Source organism: Citrobacter sp. W9 (genome assembly GCF_026719375.1).
Lineage (GTDB): Bacteria > Pseudomonadota > Gammaproteobacteria > Enterobacterales > Enterobacteriaceae > Citrobacter > Citrobacter werkmanii.
This window is the reverse complement of the sequence record NZ_JAPPTE010000001.1, coordinates 853,369-874,927: the sequence shown is the minus strand read 5'-3', so window position 1 is coordinate 874,927 and position 21,559 is coordinate 853,369. Positions and strand designations below refer to the sequence as shown.

23 protein-coding genes and 1 tRNA gene are annotated in these 21,559 nt (G+C 49.5%); 10 read left to right on the top strand and 14 right to left on the bottom strand.

The window, feature by feature from the left end; genetic code table 11:
- Positions 1-8 precede the first annotated feature (8 nt).
- The 7 genes from agp to OOJ59_RS04030 all read right to left on the bottom strand — a co-directional run bounded on the left by agp (position 9) and on the right by OOJ59_RS04030 (position 6,413).
- Positions 9-1,250, bottom strand: a complete 1,242-nt coding sequence (agp, locus tag OOJ59_RS04060) for a bifunctional glucose-1-phosphatase/inositol phosphatase (protein WP_160955924.1) — start codon at positions 1,248-1,250, stop codon at positions 9-11.
- A gap of 87 nt (positions 1,251-1,337) precedes the next feature.
- A complete protein-coding gene (locus OOJ59_RS04055) occupies positions 1,338-2,045 on the bottom strand; it encodes an ArsR/SmtB family transcription factor (RefSeq protein ID WP_085048554.1) in 708 nt (235 codons plus the stop codon).
- 68 nt (positions 2,046-2,113) lie between these two features.
- Positions 2,114-2,869, bottom strand: a complete 756-nt coding sequence (locus OOJ59_RS04050; protein ID WP_087857509.1) for a sulfite exporter TauE/SafE family protein — start codon at positions 2,867-2,869, stop codon at positions 2,114-2,116.
- Positions 2,870-3,005: 136 nt separating this feature from the next.
- Positions 3,006-3,512 carry a protein disulfide oxidoreductase gene (locus OOJ59_RS04045; protein WP_085048556.1) on the bottom strand — a complete coding sequence of 169 codons (507 nt, stop codon included), beginning with the start codon at positions 3,510-3,512 and terminating at the stop codon, positions 3,006-3,008.
- Positions 3,502-4,125: a DsbA family protein gene (locus tag OOJ59_RS04040; protein ID WP_069323285.1), complete on the bottom strand. Its 624-nt coding sequence runs from the start codon at positions 4,123-4,125 to the stop codon at positions 3,502-3,504. Before OOJ59_RS04040 ends, OOJ59_RS04045 begins: the two co-directional genes overlap by 11 nt.
- Positions 4,122-6,002: a protein-disulfide reductase DsbD family protein gene (locus OOJ59_RS04035; RefSeq protein ID WP_160955923.1), complete on the bottom strand. Its 1,881-nt coding sequence runs from the start codon at positions 6,000-6,002 to the stop codon at positions 4,122-4,124. The genes OOJ59_RS04040 and OOJ59_RS04035 overlap by 4 nt, the downstream gene beginning before the upstream one ends.
- A gap of 48 nt (positions 6,003-6,050) precedes the next feature.
- On the bottom strand, positions 6,051-6,413 hold the full coding sequence (locus OOJ59_RS04030) for a hypothetical protein (RefSeq protein ID WP_038639515.1): 363 nt from the start codon (positions 6,411-6,413) through the stop codon (positions 6,051-6,053).
- A 420-nt stretch (positions 6,414-6,833) separates the two neighbouring features.
- Between OOJ59_RS04030 and dsbA the strand changes: the two genes are divergently transcribed.
- The 4 genes from dsbA to OOJ59_RS04010 all read left to right on the top strand — a co-directional run bounded on the left by dsbA (position 6,834) and on the right by OOJ59_RS04010 (position 9,671).
- Positions 6,834-7,457 (top strand): thiol:disulfide interchange protein DsbA, encoded by a 624-nt coding sequence (dsbA, locus tag OOJ59_RS04025; RefSeq protein WP_160955922.1) that lies wholly within the window; start codon positions 6,834-6,836, stop codon positions 7,455-7,457.
- Positions 7,458-7,663: 206 nt separating this feature from the next.
- Positions 7,664-8,584, top strand: a complete 921-nt coding sequence (cbpA, locus tag OOJ59_RS04020) for a curved DNA-binding protein (protein ID WP_085048559.1) — start codon at positions 7,664-7,666, stop codon at positions 8,582-8,584.
- On the top strand, positions 8,584-8,877 hold the full coding sequence (gene cbpM, locus OOJ59_RS04015; protein ID WP_160955921.1) for a chaperone modulator CbpM: 294 nt from the start codon (positions 8,584-8,586) through the stop codon (positions 8,875-8,877). Before cbpA ends, cbpM begins: the two co-directional genes overlap by 1 nt.
- 107 nt (positions 8,878-8,984) lie before the next feature.
- Positions 8,985-9,671, top strand: a complete 687-nt coding sequence (locus OOJ59_RS04010; RefSeq protein WP_038639506.1) for a Crp/Fnr family transcriptional regulator — start codon at positions 8,985-8,987, stop codon at positions 9,669-9,671.
- A 42-nt stretch (positions 9,672-9,713) separates the two neighbouring features.
- Here OOJ59_RS04010 and OOJ59_RS04005 read toward each other — a convergent pair whose 3' ends face one another.
- From OOJ59_RS04005 to deoD, 3 genes are all read right to left on the bottom strand, one after another.
- Positions 9,714-10,550: a nucleoside-specific channel-forming Tsx family protein gene (locus tag OOJ59_RS04005; protein ID WP_069323282.1), complete on the bottom strand. Its 837-nt coding sequence runs from the start codon at positions 10,548-10,550 to the stop codon at positions 9,714-9,716.
- Between the two features lie 95 nt (positions 10,551-10,645).
- Positions 10,646-11,800, bottom strand: a complete 1,155-nt coding sequence (gene tsgA / locus OOJ59_RS04000) for an MFS transporter TsgA (RefSeq protein ID WP_038639500.1) — start codon at positions 11,798-11,800, stop codon at positions 10,646-10,648.
- Positions 11,801-11,838: 38 nt separating this feature from the next.
- Positions 11,839-12,546 carry a purine-nucleoside phosphorylase gene (deoD, locus tag OOJ59_RS03995; protein ID WP_087857512.1) on the bottom strand — a complete coding sequence of 236 codons (708 nt, stop codon included), beginning with the start codon at positions 12,544-12,546 and terminating at the stop codon, positions 11,839-11,841.
- Positions 12,547-12,817: 271 nt separating this feature from the next.
- Between deoD and OOJ59_RS03990 the strand changes: the two genes are divergently transcribed.
- The 3 genes from OOJ59_RS03990 to OOJ59_RS03980 are packed head-to-tail and all read left to right on the top strand — an operon-like array spanning position 12,818 to position 15,544.
- A complete protein-coding gene (locus tag OOJ59_RS03990; protein WP_038639494.1) occupies positions 12,818-13,180 on the top strand; it encodes a GtrA family protein in 363 nt (120 codons plus the stop codon).
- Positions 13,177-14,100: a glycosyltransferase family 2 protein gene (locus OOJ59_RS03985; protein WP_087857513.1), complete on the top strand. Its 924-nt coding sequence runs from the start codon at positions 13,177-13,179 to the stop codon at positions 14,098-14,100. Before OOJ59_RS03990 ends, OOJ59_RS03985 begins: the two co-directional genes overlap by 4 nt.
- Before the next feature lies 1 nt (position 14,101).
- Positions 14,102-15,544 carry a glucosyltransferase domain-containing protein gene (locus OOJ59_RS03980; RefSeq protein WP_193157016.1) on the top strand — a complete coding sequence of 481 codons (1,443 nt, stop codon included), beginning with the start codon at positions 14,102-14,104 and terminating at the stop codon, positions 15,542-15,544.
- Positions 15,545-15,790: 246 nt separating this feature from the next.
- Here OOJ59_RS03980 and OOJ59_RS03975 read toward each other — a convergent pair.
- Together OOJ59_RS03975 and OOJ59_RS03970 are read right to left on the bottom strand one after the other, a co-directional pair.
- Positions 15,791-15,878 (bottom strand) — tRNA-Ser (locus tag OOJ59_RS03975).
- Between the two features lie 142 nt (positions 15,879-16,020).
- A complete protein-coding gene (locus OOJ59_RS03970) occupies positions 16,021-17,649 on the bottom strand; it encodes an ABC transporter substrate-binding protein (RefSeq protein WP_087857535.1) in 1,629 nt (542 codons plus the stop codon).
- A gap of 269 nt (positions 17,650-17,918) precedes the next feature.
- Between OOJ59_RS03970 and yccA the strand changes: the two genes are divergently transcribed.
- A complete protein-coding gene (yccA, locus tag OOJ59_RS03965; RefSeq protein WP_003035917.1) occupies positions 17,919-18,578 on the top strand; it encodes an FtsH protease modulator YccA in 660 nt (219 codons plus the stop codon).
- A gap of 56 nt (positions 18,579-18,634) precedes the next feature.
- On the opposite strand, the gene OOJ59_RS03960 is transcribed toward yccA, so the two are convergent.
- Both OOJ59_RS03960 and OOJ59_RS03955 read right to left on the bottom strand, forming a co-directional pair.
- Positions 18,635-19,111 (bottom strand): hypothetical protein, encoded by a 477-nt coding sequence (locus OOJ59_RS03960; RefSeq protein ID WP_268063337.1) that lies wholly within the window; start codon positions 19,109-19,111, stop codon positions 18,635-18,637.
- Positions 19,108-19,863, bottom strand: a complete 756-nt coding sequence (locus tag OOJ59_RS03955; RefSeq protein WP_268063336.1) for a winged helix-turn-helix domain-containing protein — start codon at positions 19,861-19,863, stop codon at positions 19,108-19,110. Before OOJ59_RS03955 ends, OOJ59_RS03960 begins: the two co-directional genes overlap by 4 nt.
- 308 nt (positions 19,864-20,171) lie before the next feature.
- Here OOJ59_RS03955 and OOJ59_RS03950 point away from each other — a divergent pair, with 308 nt between their 5' ends.
- Positions 20,172-20,915 (top strand): fimbrial protein, encoded by a 744-nt coding sequence (locus tag OOJ59_RS03950; protein WP_069323275.1) that lies wholly within the window; start codon positions 20,172-20,174, stop codon positions 20,913-20,915.
- A gap of 74 nt (positions 20,916-20,989) precedes the next feature.
- Complete coding sequence (locus OOJ59_RS03945) at positions 20,990-21,496, top strand: CS1 type fimbrial major subunit (RefSeq protein WP_069323274.1); 507 nt, start codon at positions 20,990-20,992, stop codon at positions 21,494-21,496.
- The last annotated feature ends 63 nt before the right edge of the window (positions 21,497-21,559 follow it).

Here is a 21,559-nt window from a genome sequence, read left to right as displayed (position 1 = left end):
TTTTTCTTTTACTTCGCCGCCTCATTCAACACGCTATCGAACTTATCGATTGGGCAGAAGCCGTTCGCATCTACCGGACACCCTTTCAGCTCCAGCGTCACACGCTGCGCCGGGGATTTCAGCGTCAGGACATCCGCATTACGCAACTGCTGCGAGCTTTGATAGACATATTCGATTTTCATCAGATCACGATTCGCCTTGCTGTCATGCCAGCGCTGGAAGACAATCTTCCCGCCGATCGGCGTACGCTCGTTCTGGTCGTGAAGCTGATACGGTTTGAAATCCAGCGCGGTGAGCAGCGAAGCAATGTTTGAGTCATGCCCCACCAGCACGGTTATTTTCGGTGCTTTCATGCGTTCGGTGACCAGCGCATTATCAATATATTTCACCAGCGGTTTGGCGACGTTCTGTGCCACTTCCGGCGAGGTGAACAGGCTGTCCTGATAGCCATTTTTCAGCTTCGACAGCACCTTCCACTGTTGATCGGACTTAATTTCCCCCCAGGCGACCTGGTCCATCGGGAATCCTTCGTAATATTGCAGCGTGAAAGCATCGACCAGCGAGTTCCCCACCTTTAATGGTCCTGACACCCCCGGCTCCTGCTGGTATTTGGCGCTAAACGTATCTTTGGCGTCGGTCAGGGAACACTGCTGTTTTTCTTTGCAGGATGGCGAGTCTTTGTAGTCTGTCATTTGCTCAAGCAATTGATAGCTGTCGCTGAGCTGCATTTTGCTGCGCTCTTTTTCCATCGCCTGGACAGCCTGCTGGCTGAAGGCGGCAGAATCATCGGTGATCACCGGGTTAAAGGTGGGATCCATAGTGCCCATTTTTTCCTGATGATGAACTGGAACATCGCACCCCGGGAATGCGCCGGTGACAAAGAACTGCGCCGTAGCAACCGTACGCTGTAGGCTATTCGCATAGGTATAGACCGTGTCCGGAGCCGGACATTCGCCCGTTTTTACCATCCCTTGCTCTGCCAGCCACTCACGCATGTAGTGACCCATATAGACTTCCAGCACGCCGCCTTTGGTGGTGAGTTGCCCGCCAGGAACATCCCATTCCGGCCATTGTTTAGGCGTGGACTGCTCAAGAACGCTGCCGTTATTGGCTAAAGGTGCACGTAAGTTATGCCGACTCATCATCAATACTTGCTGAAGCTGGTAGCCTTCCGGCGCGGTCTGCGCGTACGCGGCGCCTGACACTAATACAGCCCCTGCCACGACTGCGGCGATTAACGATTTATTCATCCCTACGACCTCTTGTTGTTATCAATCACAACAGAGTGTGACAGAAACAGGACATTTTTCCGGGAACGCTTTCGCAAAACAGGGCATCTACCGTGTTGTTTTAATACCGAACTCGCTATTGAGTTTGCGGATCCCTGGTGGGGTAAAGGTGACATGGCGACTACCGGTCTGCGTTTTAATCCACTTTTGTTCGGTAAACCAACGTAACAGCGTTGCGCCAAGCACGCCGCCAGGATGGTAACGTCGCTCACTCCAGTCCAGACAACCGCAGGCTAATTTCCGCCGTGACGAGCCGGTAAAGAGGACGATCCCCATTTCCGTCAGTTTTTCCTGCCCGAGTTCAGTTAGCGTTTCACCATCCGGCGTTAACCACTGACGGGAAACGAACGTATCAAACAGTCTCACCGCCACTTCTCCGGCCAGATGGTCGTAGCAGGTGCGGGCATGCCGCAAACTTAGGGGCGTGGTGATTTTTCGAGGGGGAGATGTCGCCCACGCCACCCCCATCAGTCGTTCCAGCAGTTCAGCAATCTCCGCGCTTGCGAGGCGAAAATAACGATGCCTTCCCTGAGCGAGCGCCACCACAAAATGTTGTTCGCACAAACGCGCCAGATGCGCGCTGGCAGTCGAAGCAGACACATCCGCTACGGCGCTAAGTTCGGTCGCGGTCCAGGCGCGGCCATCCATCAGCGCACACAGCATACGCGAGCGCGATTTATCGGCCATGACTGCCGCAGTGAGCGCCATGCGCGACTCCAGCTCGCCCTCTTCTTCCTTTAACATCACGGATACCATAGTGACCTCGTTGGCGCTAAATATCTGAATTAACGATGCCATGAAAACGCGCTAAAGTCACCGAAGGGTCACGCCGCACGCACCATCATCTCCACACCCAGTCCAAGCAAACACAACAGAAAACAGCGTTTAAACACCAGCGGAGATATAACCCGTCGCACACGAGTCCCCATCCACTGACCAATCAGCGCAGGCACAATGGCCAACGCCGATAAGCTCAGCGACTGTGCGGGCAGCGCATTGTGCCACCACAGTCCGAGCGCCAGCGCCAGCGTTGAAAATGTGAAAGAGATCCCCAGCGCCTGCACCAGTTCATCTTTCTCAAAACCCAGGGATTGGATCCAGGGCACCGCAGGCATCACAAATACGCCGGTTCCGCCGGTCAGCAAGCCGGTAACGAATCCAACAACAAGGGAGTATGGTTTTTCACGGTGCGCGGCCACCGCGATCGTCTTACCCGCCAACGTCCAGATGGCGTAAGCCACCAGCGCTACGCCGAGCGCAAACTGGGTACGGGCCGTGTCGCCGCCGGTAATCCAGGCGCTGGCAAGCAGGGTCGCCACCACTACCGTCAACAGCATTGGCCACAGCCGTTTGAGCAATCTGCGTGTATTACCGCCGCCGCCAAACTGAAACAAATTACTAATAAGCGAGGGTAAGAGCAGCATTGCCGCCGCGGCAACCGGCGAAATAAGCGATCCGAGGATCCCCATCGCCACGGTGGGTAACCCCATACCGGTGACCCCTTTCACCATGCCGGCGAGGACAAATGTGGCGGCAATCATCATTACCAGAGAAGGTCCAAACGCTACAGAACTCGTCATATTGCACTTTCCTGCAAAGAGAAGGTGACTCATTCTGAACATCAATCACTCTGCTTGCTTCGCCAGACAACGAAATATGTCCTCCCGTTTTAGCGGCGGCAGCATAAAAAAATGCCGGGTTTCCCCGGCACGAATATCAGAACGTTTTCGCCCACCACAACCGAAGCTTCATGCCCCAGTAGCTGGTCCAGCCGCTGGTTGTAGACACCACCCGGCCTTGCGACATTACCACCAGCGTGGGCGTGACGCTGATTGCCCAACTGCGGGAAATTGCCCCGTTTGCATCATTGATGACCGGAAAGTCCACGCCTTTTCGCGACAGCCAGCGGGATACCTCAGCTTCATTACCGGAGCGTAGCGCAATGGTCATCACGTTTTCCCCTTGCGAACGCAGCCTGGCGACTTCCGGCGTCGTGAAGCGACACACGCCGCACCAGCTGGCCCAGAAATAGAGCAATACTGGCTCGTGTTGACTCAGCGCCGCCAGCGTGACGGTTTCACCATCCAGCGTTTGTAAAGGTGTGCTGTCAAAAGAGGCAGGGAGCTGCGGGGCACGCCAGGCATCCATCAGCAACATCACACCGGCCAACAACGCCAGTAAGATCAGCCCTTCGCGCAGCCAGCGGCGCAGTTTACTGACCATTGGCTGCCGCCAGTTTTTCTTTTACGACGTCCTCAAGCGTTTCCCATGGTACTGCGCCCGGAATGAGTTCATCGCCAATAATCGTTGCAGGAGTACCTTGCACCCCGACCAGTCGCGCCAGTTGCAGATTCGTACTCAGGGTTTCAGCGCTTTGCGCGTCCAGCGTCACCGGAGTGGCACCCGCTTTTTCCTGGGCCTGCTTGATACTCACGTCAGTATGATAGCCCTTCTTCTGCATCAGCTTTTCATGCAGCGCCAGAAACTGTTGCGGATGCTGATGCCAGGTGGTCAGCACGGTCCGCGCCGCCAGTTCCGAACTTTTCCCTTTAAATGGCAGCGGTTTAATGACCACCGCCACGTCAGGGTATTTCTGCACAATTTTCTCCAGCATCGGATCGAGCTGTTTGCAGTATGGACAGTTGTAATCGGTAAAGTTTATCAGCGTCAGTTTCGCCTGCTTTGCACCAATTCGTGGGCTGTTGGGATCGTTAAACAGGGCTTCCTGAATAAGCGCTTCGATTTGTTTTTCCTGCTCCGGGGTAAATGGCGCAGGCTCTTTCGCCACGCTGACGGCGGAAAACAGGCTTAACAACAGAACAATCATCATCTTCATGGGGTGACTCCTTTAGCATCATTCAACATTTGCAGTACCGCATCGCGGGTTAACAACGTTGGCAACGCCTGACCTTCCGGCAGACCGGGGCCATAAATTTGGTTATACGGCACAGCAACCTGGCCGCGTTTTTTCAAAAATTCGGTGATGGCTTCAGAAGGGAGCGTCCAGTCGCCGCGCAGCGCCACAACATCCGGCTGCTGCAGCGCGGCCTGGACGTCATCTTTATGCAAGACGTTGTATTTATTTACCTTACAGGTAATACACCAGTCCGCCGTGACGTCAATAAACACACGCTTGTGTTGCGCCAGCGCCTCTTCAATCGCCTGCTCGCTAAGTGGCTGCCAGTTCACGCTCTCTTTAGCGCTACTTTGCCCTGCCAGCCCTAAATGCGGGAGCAGCAATGTCGCCAGCCAGATAGCCGAACCCAGCATCATCACGCCGAGCAGACGCCGCAGGATATTCATCCAGCGCCCCGGTCGCGGCAGGCGCAGCGCCAGACCGGGACGCAGGGCCACCAGCAGCCACGGCAGGCTCATCCCCAGACCTAGCGCGATAAACAGTCCCCACAGCGTCGGCAATGAGGCCGTCAGCGCCACCGCCACCGCCGTGCCCAGAAACGGGGCGCTGCATGGCGTGGCGAGCAGGGTCGCAAATGCGCCTTGCCAGAAATGTCCCGCCAGGCCGTTGCCGCCATGAGTCGCCAGCGTGGTGGTCATCGCTGAAGGCAAGCGGAACTCAAACCACCCGAACAGGCTGGCGCTGAACGTCAGCATCACCAGTACCATGACACCGATGAACCACGGATTCTGGAACTGGATCCCCCAGCCAAGCGCCTGATTGGTTAACCGCAGTACCGTCATCAATAGCGCCAGCGCCATAAAGGAGACCAGTATTCCGGCTACCGATGCGAGGAATTGACGGCGAATCTGGCGGCGGCTTTTTTCCTCAACCAGTAAAATCGAACCCAGCTTCATACCCAGCACCGGTAACACGCAGGGCATCAGGTTGAGAATCAACCCGCCCAGTAACGCCATTAGCGCCACCTGCCACAGCGGAAGCGAAGCGTTATCGATGGCTGGCGCTTCGCCAATCGCAAGACGGCTTTCCTGCGCCACGCCATTATCAGCCAAAACCAGCGTGACCGACTTACCGCGCAGATCCGGCGCGCCTTCCCCCCAGCCATCATGGACAGGTACCGTGGCGCGTAGCGTTTCCCCGTCAACCTGGATTTGCGGCATACCAAAATCCGCATCATCTACGGTATCCAGATACAGCCCAGGCGCAGTCCAGCCTCCGGCGCGCTGCGCCTCAACGACCAGTTCTCCAGCGCGCGCCCCGGCATGAAGAGAATCAGTCAGGCCACTGGCGAGCGGGATCTGCCCCATCGCCTGAGCATAGTCATGCGCAAAAGTCGGATCCTCGGCGGTGGGCGTCACGGAAAAAGGAAAATCCGTCAACAGGCAAACGTTGCTACAGGTAGATAGTGTCAACACGCCGCTAAGCGTGGCGGGCGATCTGCCGCGCACCATCATCGGGAACGTCACCCGATCGTGATACCCCTGGGTGGTGATATTGGCGACCTCAAAACGCGCAGGGGTTGGCCAGAACCAGTCGACCGTCGGCATTTCGCCCTTCCAGGCGATAGACGGCGCAACGCCCCCCTCCCCCGGCGAACGCCAGTAGGTTTTCCAGCCATCTTCCAGTTTAACATCCAGCAGCAGACGGGTTTCACCGGCGGCTGAGGTATCGGCGCGTAATCGCACGCTGGCGTGATCGTTATCGGGTGAACGTAGCCAGCCGGGGTCAGCCGCCCAGGATACGGGCAGCCAGAGTAATAACAGACAGAGCAGCGCCTGCCTGAAAACAGTCATCATAGTTTTTCTCCGTGAATAATTATCTAACAGTCAGCAACGGCTGTTCTGTCATTCACGGAAGACGCAAAATCGGAGATGTACCCTGAGAGTGGGCGGCGAGATGGCTCGCGGTGGGAAAAAAGGTAAACGAAACGCCCGCACTGGCGCCAGTAGCGACAGCAGCAGACACAACGCCAGAATAATGCCCTCAAACAGTACCGGCGGCGCAGCCAGTAACGACTTCGCGCTCAGTTCACAAGGGGTAACCGGGGCAGCCTCATCAGGTTGCGCTTGTTCGCTTGTGACAACGCTGGTGGCAACGGTGTTCATCTGCAACGCATGCAGGCCCGCCATGCGTTGCGCGGTGCAAACCATCACCACAACACATGCCAGACAGAGGAACCACCATCCCAGCCGTTGACGTTTCGCCATTCTACCCTCACTGATTGATGCGGGTTATCTTAACCACTCGCCAGGTTTTAGCAACCTTTGCGCTGTAAAGTTATGTCCTGTTATTTGAAGGTCATACACGCCCTCGCGCAATAAAAACGCTATATGTGAAATGATTATTCATCATATTTTCAGCATTACTTATTACAATATAACATTGCGGATTAAATACCCCCTTAAAATGTTACACCAGTTATTATTCATCATTTACAAAGGGTACCCGGTAATATTTAACACCAGCACAAAAAAGACACGTCGAATGTACTGCCATGTATTGATGCGTAAATGAAAGTAAGGTTCAGCACATTTTCAATGTGAGTATCGTATTATAGCGTAACGTAATGGACACCCGTTCATTTCAAGAACAACATGTTTAATAAATGTTATTTAGAGTATATGGAAATGAAAAAATATTTATTACCCCTGATTGGATTACTTTTCACAGTTAGCGCTCAGGCGGCAACATTTACCGACGGCAAAGAATTTATTTCACTGGAAAAACCCGTCACTACAGCACCGGCGGCGCTGAAGTTTTTCTCGTTTTACTGCCCTTCATGCTATCAATATGATGAAGTGTTTAAAGTGACTGATAACGTGAAAAAAGTTCTGCCTGCTGATGTCAAACTCACCGAGTATCACGTCGATTTTTTAGGCCCTTTGGGGCAAGACATGACGCATGCCTGGTCCGTCGCCATTCTCCTGAACGTGGAGGACAAAGTGAAACCATTGCTTTTTGATGCCGTGCAGAAAAAACAAACGATTAAGACAGCAGACGATATTCGTAACGTATTTATCAACGCCGGCGTTAGCGCCAGCGATTATGATGCCGCGTGGAATAGCTTTGCCGTGAAATCACTCACCGCCAAACAACAGGAAATGGCTAAAGCGGTGGATTTAAAAGGTGTGCCTGCCATTTTTATTAACGGTAAATATATGATCAATCCGAAGGGACTGAAATCAGATGACCTTAATTCTTTCGTACAGAACTATGCAGATACGGTCCGCTTCCTGATGACCAAATCCTGATATTTCGCTAATCCGACTATTCGCACCACACAACAGACGCCACCACCTTGCAACGCGCTGTTGGTGGTGCGACGCCAGCATCGTTTATACCGATATCCTTTCTTCCCGGTTGGCATTCGCCGTTATCAGGATTACCCTAAACTTAGCGGTGACACCTTTTGTCAGGGTTCACCTTCTGCAAGTGTTGATTTACACGAGAGAACGCTATGGAATTAAAGGATTATTACGCCATTATGGGCGTGAAACCGACAGACGATCTCAAGACAATCAAGACCGCCTATCGTCGACTCGCCCGTAAATACCATCCTGATGTCAGCAAAGAGCCTGACGCAGAGGCCCGGTTCAAAGAGGTCGCTGAAGCCTGGGAAGTACTGAGTGATGAACAGCGACGCGCCGAGTACGACCAGTTGTGGCAGCACCGCAACGACCCTCAGTTCAACCGTCAATTCCAGCAAGGAGAGAATCAAAACTACAGCGCCGAAGATTTCGACGATATTTTCTCCTCCATTTTTGGTCAGCATGCACACCACACGCGACAGCGCCATGCCAGCCGCGGACACGATATTGAAATTGAAGTTGCCGTATTCCTTGAAGAAACGCTCACTGAGCACAGCCGCACTATCAGTTACAACCTGCCGGTTTACAATGCCTTCGGCATGGTTGAACGAGAAATTCCCAAAACACTGAACGTGAAAATCCCGGCAGGCGTGGGCAACGGTCAGCGTATCCGTTTGAAAGGCCAGGGTACCCCTGGTGAAAACGGAGGGCCGAATGGTGATTTGTGGTTGGTGATTCATATCGCACCGCACCCACTGTTTGATATCGTCAATCAGGATCTGGAAGTTGTCGTTCCCGTAGCGCCGTGGGAAGCTGCTTTGGGCGCGAAAGTGACCGTACCTACGCTGAAAGAAAGCATCCTGTTAACCATCCCTGCGGGCAGTCAGGCCGGGCAGCGGTTACGCATTAAAGGCAAAGGTCTGGTGAGTAAAAAACATACCGGCGATTTGTACGCGGTGATCAAAATCGTGATGCCGCCGAAACCTGACGACAACACAGCCACCCTGTGGCAACAGCTGGCAGATGCACAAAAGACCTTTGATCCGCGCAAAGAGTGGGGGAAAGCATAATGGCTAACGTCACTGTCACCTTTAGCATTACCGAATTTTGTCTGTACACCGGTGTATCAGAAGAGGAACTGCATGAGATTGTCGGCTTAGGGATGATTGAACCCCATGAAGACGAGACCTTTGACGATCATGCCCTGACCGTAATGCGACGCGCAATGCGCCTGCGCCAGGAGCTGGAGCTTGACTGGCCGGGAATCGCCGTTGCGCTGACATTGTTAGAAGAGAACGCGCAGTTGCGTCAGGAAAACCGCGTGTTGCGCCAACGCCTGTCTCGCTTTATCAGCCATCCGTAGTGCGTCGGGGTCAGCATCGCGCTGGCCCTGCTCACGTTTAATGACATTACTCAACAGATGGCATACAGTCAGAACAAGAAATATCTCAAACCATAAGACGTTAGGCCATGCAGCTAAAACCCCTTACCAAAGGTCGTTTTCACAATATCTGGCAGCAGGATGATGCCTTAATCGAGAAAATATTCCTGGAGTTGCTCTCTGAAACCCAGATTATCCAGGAAGATGAATATCTCTATCGCCAGGGACAAATTGTTGATCGGCTGATTATGGTGCAGTCGGGCAGAATTTCTTTGCGCTACAGCGCTGAGAATGGGCGTCGTTTTCAACTGGGCGCAATGGAATGTGATGAGCAACTGTTTGGAGAAATGGAGTTTTTTACCGGTTACCGCTGCCAACTGGATATCGTAGCCGAAGAGCCGCTGACCGTAGCGGTGTGTAGCTGTGAACGCCTGGAAGAGGCGCTGAACCAACACCCCAGACTGGCGATATTTTTCGCCAGCGCGATGGCCGTTGACTATCAGGATATGTTAGAAATTTTCCTGCACCGGATGCTCTACCCGATCGTACACAACGTCGCGTACGACCTGTATCGCCAGCATCAGAACAAGCAACCGATGGATGGTTTTCATAAAAAATATCAGGAAGCGGAGCGATTCGGCACCACCGACAGGGTATATCGACGGGCGGTAAAAGCGTTGACGGATGCCGGGCTGGTAACGCGCACGAAACAAGGTCTGGAAATTAAGGATCTGGAAGGTTTACGCCAATTTCTCGGCAACGACATCATTGACTGACACACCAACCATTCTGAGTGTTGGTGTGCCGTCGGGTCGCTATCAGAACTTATAGGTGAGATTGAAATAGTGACCAAGACCGGTGGTGCGCCCTGCTCCACCATGGTTTTCCATCAATGCCATATTGCGGAAATACTTCAATCCATAACCTACCGCGTAGTGCTCTGAATGCCAGTAAATGCCGTTATACCATTCAATCGCGTTATTACTGTATAGCGGCTGGTTAGCTATCTTGTTAGCGGCAAACTGATAGTCAAAGTATCCCTGATAATTGAGATAACTGCCGTTGGCGAAGGTATAGAACGGCGTCGACCAGTTGGTCGAGAACATGTAACCATCCCACTTACCTTCGTTATCCGCGCCGTAGTTTTCACGAACGTAGTGTGCATAGATGTTCATTCCCATCATACCAAACCATGGAACCTTAACATCCGTACCTAAACCAACGTAATGTTCAAACAATTCCCGATCGCCAATGTTATTCACCGTCGCGATATAGAATTCGTTAAACGGCCCCACGGATAAATCTTTATTAAAAATAGCATCCAGGGAAAACCGCGGGGAAATCTTGGCGAAGAAGTTATCGCCACCGTGACGGTCGTCCTGCTTGCTGTCTAAAATATCAAAAAAATCGACATAACCATACAGGTCGATAATCCCGGAACGTGCACCGAACTCCAGTTCCAGATAGGTGTCATTACGAATACCATACGGTACTTTCGCATCCACACTTTGCATTAAATTCAATTGCATCCAGTTAAAATCATTTTTGCGAATATTGCCATCAGTATAATCAGCCGCAAGGGCTTGCGTGCAGCTGATAGCAAATACAGTACCCAGAACTGTTTTTTTAAGCATTGATATATTTTTCTTCAGCATTTTCAATTCCTTTGAGTAAGGTTGTGAGTCGCCCCACCCGATAAAGGGTGTGGCGGCTGGCTATCTAATTAAGGAGGTAAGCGTTATTACTGTATTTATTTACGTTTGAGTTTGAGTGTCCCCATCAGCATGACGAAGATAATTAAATACAACACCGGTATTGCATACATAATTTTCTGCAGTCCCATCGTTTTTTCCATCAGGGCGCTGATCGCCGGACTAAACATGGCCCCGGCACTACCACTAATTAAAATATATGAAACGTTCTGACTACTCGCGCGCTTCACAAAAGAAACACCATAAGCAATAAAGGAGTTATACAATGCCGCACAGACAAACCCATAACTGTAGGCAAGATAATCAAGCCCAGAGATCTGTTCTTTGGTAACGATAATGGTGGTAATCACACACGCCAGCAGAATAATACTGAGCAGGAAATAATGGATCTTCACCCGGGCAACAATCACGGTAGAGACTAACGCCCCCACCAGCGCAGCCCCCCAGTATTGGGTAATAATATTCCCGGCCTCTTCAAACGGAATACCAAACTTGTTCTTCACAAATAACGGTGCCCAGGTGAGGAAGGTGTACAGCGCCAGCATGCCTAAAAACAGACCTATACCGCCGCTAATAATCCCAGGATTCCACTCTGATTTCACTGCGTCTGTGCGATCCGCCTCAGGAGCCGTTTCACAGGCATTGAAGCGGGTTAGCATCACAACTCCCAGCGTGAGTAAGGCCACTATGCCAACGCTAAGGTAGCTATAACTCCACGACATATTATGCGTCAGGGCAAAGGTAGTGATCAGCGGAAAAACCACGCCCGCGACGTTAAAGGTGGCATCCTGTACCACCAGCATTGTGCTCTGAATGCGATCCTGCCAAACCGAAACCACGATCGTTCCCGCCACGCACAGGCCAATCCCCCCACAGAATCCCACTAAGGCCATGGCGACCATCACCGGCCATAAGCCGGGGCTTACGTGCATCGCCAGCGCGCAGAGGAACACTATCGAGTAGATAATGAGCGTCATACGCTTCACACCAATTTTTTCTATCAGGAAAAAGGCGGCGATAGTCCCGGCTAATGCTCCGCCATTGAGTAACGAAAATATCGAGGCGACAGTATTTACATCGGCACTGTAGCGTACTGCAATCGGTTCAATCAGCATGCCGAACTGACTGGCAAACCCTGCCATTATAAAATTTGCCAGAAAACTAATCAGCGTAAGTGCTATTTTATTCTTCATATAATGCCATCTCTGATTGGTTCAATTAGAAGTCAGGGCTAAGCCGTAACGGCAGTATTTAGCGCCAGCTCAATCATATTTTTAAAGGTTAACTGTCGTTCTTCTGCCGTCGTTTCTTCTCCTGTCAGGCAATGATCGGATACGGTTAAAATAGCCAGTGCTTCAATACTAAACTGATGCGCCAGGGCATAGAGTCCTGCCACTTCCATATCCACCCCCAGTACACCGAAGTTTTCCAGTGCCGGAATTAAATTTTCGTCAGGGTCATAATAAAGATCGCCACTGAAGACGTTACCGACCTTAATATCGATTCCGGCCTTTTGTGCCAACGTCCACGCCTGCTGTAATAGTGGAAAATGCGCAGACGTCGCCATTGCGTAGCCCGCGCTACGTTTTAAATTTGTAACGGAATCCGTTCCGGCAGCGACGGCAAGGATAATATCGCGCATTTTGACATGATGTTGTGTCGCCCCCATGCTACCGATGCGAATAATTCTCTGCACGCCAAAATCATGTACCAGTTCATGGGCATAAAGCGTCATTGAAGGAATGCCCATTCCGTGCCCCATTACCGAAACGGGTTGTCCAAAATAAAGACCGGTATAGCCCAACATATTGCGCACATTGGTAACTTCGCGGTAATCCATTAAATAGTTTTCGGCAATAAATTTCGCGCGTAGCGGATCGCCCGGCATAATCACAGTTGGCGCAAAATCACCCGGTTTAGCATTAATATGTGCAGTCATAACAATTCCTGAATTATGGGTATTGAAAATATGCAGGGATTGTAACCAGACGTTTGCAGGGGATTGAGGACAAAAGTCCTGCTCAGAGGATCGGCCTCTCATTTCTGAGAGTTAGTGTTGCAGTCTTGTGGCTCAGCGGAAAACCGCGCCCCCGGCACAGTCGCTCGGAGGTATCACAAAACAAGCCTCTGCGAAAGGTCAAAGTCGAGGTGTCGATCTCGTTTTGCATCAATGTTAAACTCGCACACTTTCTATTAGACCTTTCTTAATTATGATAAAGCTACTTTCACGCTACATTTCCGTAGGGATTGTAAACACGGCATTACATTGGGCGGTGTTCGGCATCATGGTATACATCATGAAAAATGACCAGGCCGTGAGCAACGTGGTGGCGTTTTTGATAGCTGTGACATTTTCATTTTTTGCCAACGCAAAATTTACATTTAGTGCAAAAGCCACCAGCCGAGGGTATGTGCTATTTGTTGGATTTATGGGGCTACTGAGCTTTATCTCTGGTCAGGTATCCGATCACTACAACATTTCCCCTCTCATAACGTTGATAGAGTTCTCCTGTATCAGCCTGGTATGTGGCTTCTTATACTCAAGGTTCATTGTTTTTAGGGATCCGAAATGAAAATCTCTCTGATTGTGCCGGTGTTCAATGAAGAAGATACTATACCTATTTTCTACAACACGGTGCGTGGGCATGAAGAACTAAAAAAATATGATGTCGAAATTGTGTTTATCAACGACGGTAGCAAAGACGCTACAGAATCCATCATTAATGCTCTCGCCGTATCTGATAAGCTCGTCGTCCCCATTTCATTTACGCGCAACTTTGGAAAAGAACCAGCAATTTTTGCAGGCCTTGAGCGTTCCTCTGGTGAAGCAGTTATTCCGATCGATGTTGACCTACAGGATCCAATCGAAATAATTCCATTGATGGTCGATAAGTGGCTTGCGGGCGCAGATATTGTGCTGGCTAAGCGTGCAGACCGCTCCACGGATGGAAAACTGAAGCGTAAAACCGCTGAGTGGTTCTATAAATTACACAATAAAATAAGCGATCCGAAGATCGAAGAAAACGTTGGTGACTTTAGACTTATGTCCCGCGATGTAGTTGATAACATCAAACTTATGCCGGAACGTAATCTCTTTATGAAAGGTGTGCTTAGCTGGGTCGGTGGCAGTATTGATGTTGTTGAGTACACACGAGCAGGACGCATTGCTGGTAAATCAAAATTTAATGGCTGGAAATTGTGGAATCTTGCCCTGGAGGGTATTACCAGTTTTTCAACGTTTCCATTGCGGATATGGACCTACATTGGTTTTTTTGTAGCCGCCGTATCCTTCTTGTTCGGTGCATGGATGATTATAGACAAGATTTTTTGGGGAAATCCGGTTGCGGGATACCCATCTATTATTGTTTCAATCCTTTTCCTGGGTGGGATTCAGTTAATTGGTATCGGTGTGCTCGGTGAGTACATAGGTAGAATCTACATCGAAACCAAACAACGGCCACGCTATATAGTTAAAAAACAAGACAGGATTTAAAATGTTCTCCAGATACGATAAAAAAGCATTGTTTATTTACTCAGGATTAGCCCTGTTGTTTATCTATCCCTTAATCCAGGCAGGCATATATTATAGAGATGACTTAGATAGATCTATAACTGGATATTACGGCTGGCGTGGTTTAGGTCGACCTTTTGCAGATATTTTAACAAGGTTTTTTTCTGCCAGTGGGCACTATAACCTTGACCTGTTTCCTTATACAATGCTCGCATCATGTATTTTCTTAGGTGCATCTTCGCTTGCGCTCAGTAAGCACCTGTTTAAATCAGACATTTCGAACGCAAACATGGTGGCAGCACTTTTAATATTCAATCCATTCATTTTGCAGAATATTGCGTACAGATATGATAGTCTCGGAATGTCGATTGCCTTTTTCCTTGCGGTGATTGCATATACCTATAAAAATAAAAACCAGAGGATAGAGATTGCAACAAAATTAGTAACTGGCGTATTATCTTTAACCTTATATCAACCATGTGCCAATATTTTTATTGGCTTGCTTGCAATTGATGTAATCATCATCGCAACAAAAAAAGATATAAAGATCAAGGAATCGATATTTTTCTTATGCAAGAAAACAATTTTATTCATATCATTTTTTCTTATCTATATGCTTTTCTTTTCGCCCAAAAATAACTCTCGAGCAGAATTAATACATCCAGACCAGAGTGGATTGGAGCATCTGGCCAAAACATTAATTGCCTTAAAAGAAATGGTTCTTTCTTATCTCTATCACCCGGTTTACATTTACTTCGCAATCCCAATACTTATCAGTTGCGTGTTTATGCTCATTGCTTACCGTACTAATATTAAGCAAATAGCAACATTTATTTTGTATGGCGCTATCTCCTTTTTAATATTCATTATTTCACTTATGGGACCAACATTATTACTTCAGGACGCACCAGTACTTCCCCGTACTTTAGTCTCGTTTTCAGTTATACTGGTTATAATTGCTATACCGATTATGCGTTTCGCTCCTCGTTTTAAATACGCTGCACTGATCCCAGTCATTGCTTCGCTTGCTTTTAGCGCTCAATTAAGCAACGCTATGAAGTCACAACAAGAATATGAAGATTTTGTTTTTAACATGATTGCGCAAGACATTGCCACTCATAAAGACATCGCTTCCATTGGTACTGTAGGCCAATTGAATAAAAATGAAAGAGCAAAATTATTAATAGATAATAAACCACTTATAGGCTATTTCGTTTTTCCCGCCACTGAGTTTTTAGCGTCATATCAATTGGTCAACAAAGGGTTCACGCAAACCCTTCATGGTTATGGGGATGAGCAAGAAAACAAAAATAGACTATCTGATATGATAAAAAAAGGTATTAAGCCGGTATCATCAAATGAATATTATACATTATTCATTTCGGACAATAACGCCATCGTGTTTTTAGGAAAATATAACAATTAATTATTACCAGCCCTCACACTTAATGTTGAGGGCTTTATTTTCGAAGAGTCAGCAGCAATCATATCCAGCGAAAAAGAAGTTACCCAGAGCTCGCCTGGGCTGAAGTGGTAAGTATGATGGTTACTCGGTTAGGCCCTTCAGTTACCAATTCCAGGCGACGTAACATTACCAACTCTCACAGTAACAGTTTTCGCATTTCCCTTATAAGCAAAAAGGGGTTACCTTTCGGTAACCCCTTTTCATGTTTGGCGGAAGCGTAGAGATTCGAACTCTAGAACCCTTTCGGGTCGCCGGTTTTCAAGACCGGTGCCTTCAACCGCTCGGCCACGCTTCCAATGAGGCGCACTATAAACATCCCGAACGGACCTGTAAAGTACCAATGTGTTCGTTTGCCTGAAAAACAGCCAAAATAGTGTTAATCGACTGAAATAAAAACAAATTGGCCATTTATTCAGCACAAATAGCGGCTACCACGCTTAATGTTTTTTGATGTACATATCTTTGGTGTAGTAATTTCCGCGGTTATCCGGCGCAAATCCTCCTACCCACGGCTTCACCAGATGAGTGCGAACATAGTGATAAATCGGAATAGCAGGTACATCCTCACCTAACAGATCTTCAGCCTGCTGGTAGTCTTTACCTCGCTCTTCCAGTGAACTTGCTTTCGCTGCATTATGCATCGCTTCATCAAAGGCGGGGCTACTGTACCCGGTGGTATTCTCACTGTCCCCGGTGCGGAAAATATTGAGGAAACTAGAGGCATCGTCATAGTCGGCTATCCACGCATAGCGCACAATGTCAAAATTACCGGTGTGCATAGTATCCAGCATGGTTTTCCATTCCTGATTTTGCAGCTTCACCTCAACGCCAAGATTTTTCTTCCACATTGACGATGCGGCAATCGCAATACGCTGGTGCGTTTCGAAGGTGTTGTAGAGCAGATTTAAGCTCAGCGGATGGTCAGGACCATACCCGGCCTCCGTGAGCAGTTTTTTAGCTTCAGCAATGCGTTTGTCGAGTGGCCACGACGCATACTCTGGCGCATGCAGTTGTACCCCACCTATTTCAGGCTGGCTGATAACCCACGCCGCACGTTGCCCCTGGCCCATCACCTTTTGCGCAATGATGTCTTTATCCAACGCCATATTCAGCGCCCGACGCACGCGCGGGTCATTAAAGGGCGCTCTGGTCGTATTGAACTGATAGTAATAGGTTGAAAGCTGAGGCGAGACATGGAGTTCATCGCCCATGGTCTTTTTCAACTGTGCAAACTGATTGACCGGTACGCTATACACAATGTCAATCTCACCCGCCTTATAGCGGTTCACGTCAGCAGACTCTGAACTAATAGGCAGGTAAGTGACTTTATTAATGACCGTGTGCCGATCGTCCCAGTAATGCGGGTTACGCTCGGCAACGATGCGCTCATTGACCACCCACTGCGATAATTTGTACGCTCCGCTGCTGACAATATGCTCTGGGCGGGTCCACTTATCGCCAAAACGGCCAATCAGCACTTTATCGAGCGGGACCAACGACGGGTGCGCCAGCATCGCCAAAAATGCCGCTGTCGGTTGCGTTAAGGTAATTTCCAGCGTGGTATCATCCAGGGCCTTGACCCCTAGCGTAGCGGGATCTTTGTTACCCTGAGCAATATCGACCGCGTTCGCCACGTGCATATTGCCCAGATACGAGGCATATGGTGAAGCCGTTTGCGGCGAGACCAGGCGCTGCCAGCTCCAGACGACATCCTGTGCGGTGATAGCCGATCCATCCGACCAGGTTATGCCCGGACGTAAATGAAAGGTCCAGACGGTGTTACCTTTATTCTCCCAGGAGGCGGCAAGACGGGGTTCAATAGACCCATCCGGCTTAACCGCTACCAGTCCGTCGAACATATCGCTGATTAAATTAAACTCCACGTTGCTTTCGACTTTATGCGGATCCAACGACGCCGGTTCGCTGCCGTTGTTTCTGACCAGTTCCTGTTTTTCTGCAAGTACTGTTCCTGCCGGAACATTTGCCGCCCTCGCCGCGCCGTTTACCGACATCAAACAGACAGCCAACAGCGTAAATGTAAATCTCTTCGTTTTATCTTGAGTCATTCCCTTTACCTTATTGCTCTGTTTATGATGACACCGCTGTCACTGTCAGAGAGAAACGGGAATTACGCAATATTTTTCAGTAACCTGGCCGATATCTAACAGGCATTTTTACACATACAGTGCTAACATCTGATTCGGGAGCTTTTGCTGAAATAATATGCTTAAGCCTGGCGGGTTAAACTGCGTAAAGATGGGTAAAACCGCTGTGTCATTCCCCTTGATTTCATTATCCTTCATCATTAATTACATCTGTCATAAGAGAGTGACTCATGGATCGTATTATTAGTTCTTCGCGCGATCGTACATCGCTACTCAGCACACATAAGGTGCTGCGCAACACCTATTTCCTGCTCAGCCTGACGCTGGCGTTTTCGGCGATCACCGCGACCGCCAGTACGGTGCTGATGCTGCCTTCTCCGGGACTGATCCTGACGCTGGTGGGTATGTATGGTCTGATGTTCCTGACCTACAAAACGGCGGATAAACCCGTTGGTATTCTGTCAGCTTTCGCTTTTACCGGCTTCCTGGGCTACATTCTGGGGCCAATTCTGAATACCTACCTGTCTGCAGGGATGGGTGACGTTATCGGCATGGCGCTGGGTGGTACGGCGCTGGTCTTCTTCAGTTGCTCTGCGTATGTGCTGACCACACGGAAAGATATGTCCTTCCTCGGCGGGATGCTGATGGCAGGTATCGTGGTTGTGCTGATCGGTATGGTTGCGAATATCTTCCTGCAACTGCCGGCACTGCATCTGGCGATCAGCGCGGTGTTTATTCTGATTTCTTCAGGCGCAATCCTGTTTGAAACCAGCAATATCATCCGTGGCGGTGAAACCAACTACATCCGCGCCACTGTTAGCCTGTACGTTTCGCTGTACAATATCTTCGTCAGCCTGCTGAGCATTCTGGGCTTCGCCAGCCGCGATTAAGCAGCATCACTGATACGAAAAAAGAGAATGCCATTGGCATTCTCTTTTTTTATACCTTATTCACTCCGGCAGATATAGGTAGGATAACGCCGGTCCTGAATCAGCCACACGGCGGGTGAAAGTTCAGAAATCGTCAGGTAGTAGCGAGCGGTCGGCCAGGCAAAGCTTCCCCACTGGGCATCGGGGGTGTTGTCATTGTGTCGACGCCAGGTTTTGGTGTAACTCAATACAATGACGTTGTCATCGTCCCGCCGCTCCCACGTAAAGTCTACATCCCTGTCAATAATCAAATTTTGCCCCCCAGCTCTTGTTGCACCTTTGTAGGTGGTCAAGCCTGTACCGTCCCGATGAAAATAGAACTGGGCAATGGTATTGACCTTCACTTCACTTGTTTTTCCCTCATTGCGCGTAAAGTTAAATTCAGTGCTGCAGGCCAGCACATCGCTTTTGCCGACCGCGCCGCAATAGTAAAACAGCGCCAGCGCGCCGCCAACCACAGCACCGCCCAATCCAAAAAGAAGCCTTATTTTCATTTTTCGGCCCCACTTTTATAGCGAATAGTCTTGCACAGGCTGGTTTTACTGACCGGGCAGGCACCGATGAACATTTCATCGGCGGTGGCGAGCGAAAAACGAGCGCTGAAATAATAAATATCGTACTCCTCGCGCTCACAAGCCACGTTATTGGCCTCCAGTCGCTCAGCTAATTTCGAGAGCACTAACGGTCGTCCATGATCGTTGATAATCCAGACACTACAACGTGCGATTTTTTCCTCGACCTGCTTTAATTTCGCCGGAACGGTTATCTCCTGCGGACGGCTAAGGTAAATGCCCGCCCCCAACGCTGCGACGATCAATGTCGCTATAATCAACCACCTTTTCAGATAAGTGCGCCGGGGCTGTATGTCTGGTTGCATGGAAGGGGATTGCGGCTCAGCGGCTTGAATGTTCTCACCAGGCTGAAAAATCACATCGGCATCAAAACGGAATCCATAGCGCGGGACAGTGACGATAAATTCGTGCCCCTCTCCCAGAGACAGGAAGCTTTTACGCAGTTCGCTTACCGCTTTATTAAGATTATTTCCGGATGGCGTAAAGCCAAACTCTTCCCATACGCGAGTGATCAATTCCTCCCGGCTCAGGTCGCGTCCTCGGTGTTTAATAAATTCCTGTAAAAGACGAACGGCTGGCGCCGAAAGTGTTAATACAGTCTCAGGTTGTCCAACAAGGCTTATTGCATGTGCTTCAGGATCAAATAACAACGAATTATTGCATATAAAAAACATCTTTTATTCTCGGCTGTAACCGCATGCTTTTTATTCCCTGGTACATCGACATGAAAACCACCTCCTGATCTGCTTGTTTTTTCATCAGAAGGAATTTTCTTCCCATCCTTGGCCGCGGTATTTTCGCTTAACTATACAACCTTAAAGCCAAAAAAGCAGGATAAAAAACTGTATATAACGAGTTAACTAATACAAATTTTCACAAACCGCTGTTCTGGTTAAAGTTTCCCTGCCCTGAAGCGATACGAAAGCAGACGGTGTCCTGGTGTTAACGCGCCGCCTTTAAACTCAGAGCAGGCAGACTGATTGTGAAACAGAAAAAAAGAGTGAGCATGACAACCGCCTTTTATGTCGCCGCGCTGTCATTGCCATTTTTCTCAGAAATGACAATGGCCAATATGAGCGTGTATCCCATGGAACTGAATGTAGACAGTTCCGGTGCGGCGCAAATTAAGGTGGCTTCAAAAACGGATGATATTCAGTTCATTCGGGTGAGGCAAAAGAAAATTCTTAATCCCGGCACGGCTCAGGAAAAAGAAATTGATGTGGCGTCATGGAAAGAAGATGGCGTGGTGGTTACGCCCGAAAAATTTGCCCTCGCGGCCGGCGCGATGCGCGTAGTTCGTCTGGTATCGCTTATGCCTCCGAAAAAAGAGACCACCTGGCGCGTCTATTTTGAAGGGGTAAAACAACCTGACAGCATTATTCCGGGCAAGGCTGAAAGCCCTGCCGCGATGGCAACATTGGGCGTCAACGTGATTTGGGGCGCACTGGTCCATATTGCTCCAGAAGAAAACGTAATTTCACTGTCGTTCGACCCTCGCCGCGGGACGTTAAAAAACAATGGCACGCTGCGTGTACCGCTCAGAGAGATTGGTATTTGTGATGCAAATTCATCGTGTAAATGGATAAAAGAAGACGCGACGATTTATCCGGACACTGAACGGAAATTAAAAACACTCACAATGAGCCATGGCCAGAAATATAAATTCCGCTACTTCAACTGGGTAAATAAAACCGCTGAAGAAGCTGACTTACCCGTCGTGCAATAACACGACATCACAGTAAAAACCCACGTAGTTCGTTGAAAGAGCCAAGGTGCTCATTTGTAAATATGGAGATATCAATGCGTAAGTATATTAAACCTCTGATGATCGTTGCCGCGATGACCTCGTCCTTTAGCGCGCTGGCAATTCAAAAAGATATTACCGTTAACGCCAGCGTTGACTCACAGTTGGATATGACCCAGGCCGATAACACGCCGCTGCCGGCCAGCATCGACATGCAGTACCTGCCTGGTCGTGGTCTGGAAAGCTACCGTCTTAACACCAAGGTGTGGTCTAACTCCGCCACCAGCAACGTCAAAGTGCGCCTCGTTAGTGCGGCAAAACTCACCAACACGGATGGTGACCAGATTGTACCGATGACGGTCATTCTGGGTGATAAAACACTGTCTACCACCGATGCTGAATTTACCGGAACTGAACTGTTCCCTGGCAGCATTGAAAACGGTTCCGCAGTACTGCCACTGACCATTTCGCAAACCACCAAAGGCATTCTGAAAACCGGTCAGTACAGCGGCGTTGTCAGCCTGATGCTGACGCAGGCGACAACCACGGAAGGCGGTGCGTAACACCACAGTACCTAAGGAATAACGTCAGAGGGTGCCCACCCTCTGACGTCAGGATGATGTCGA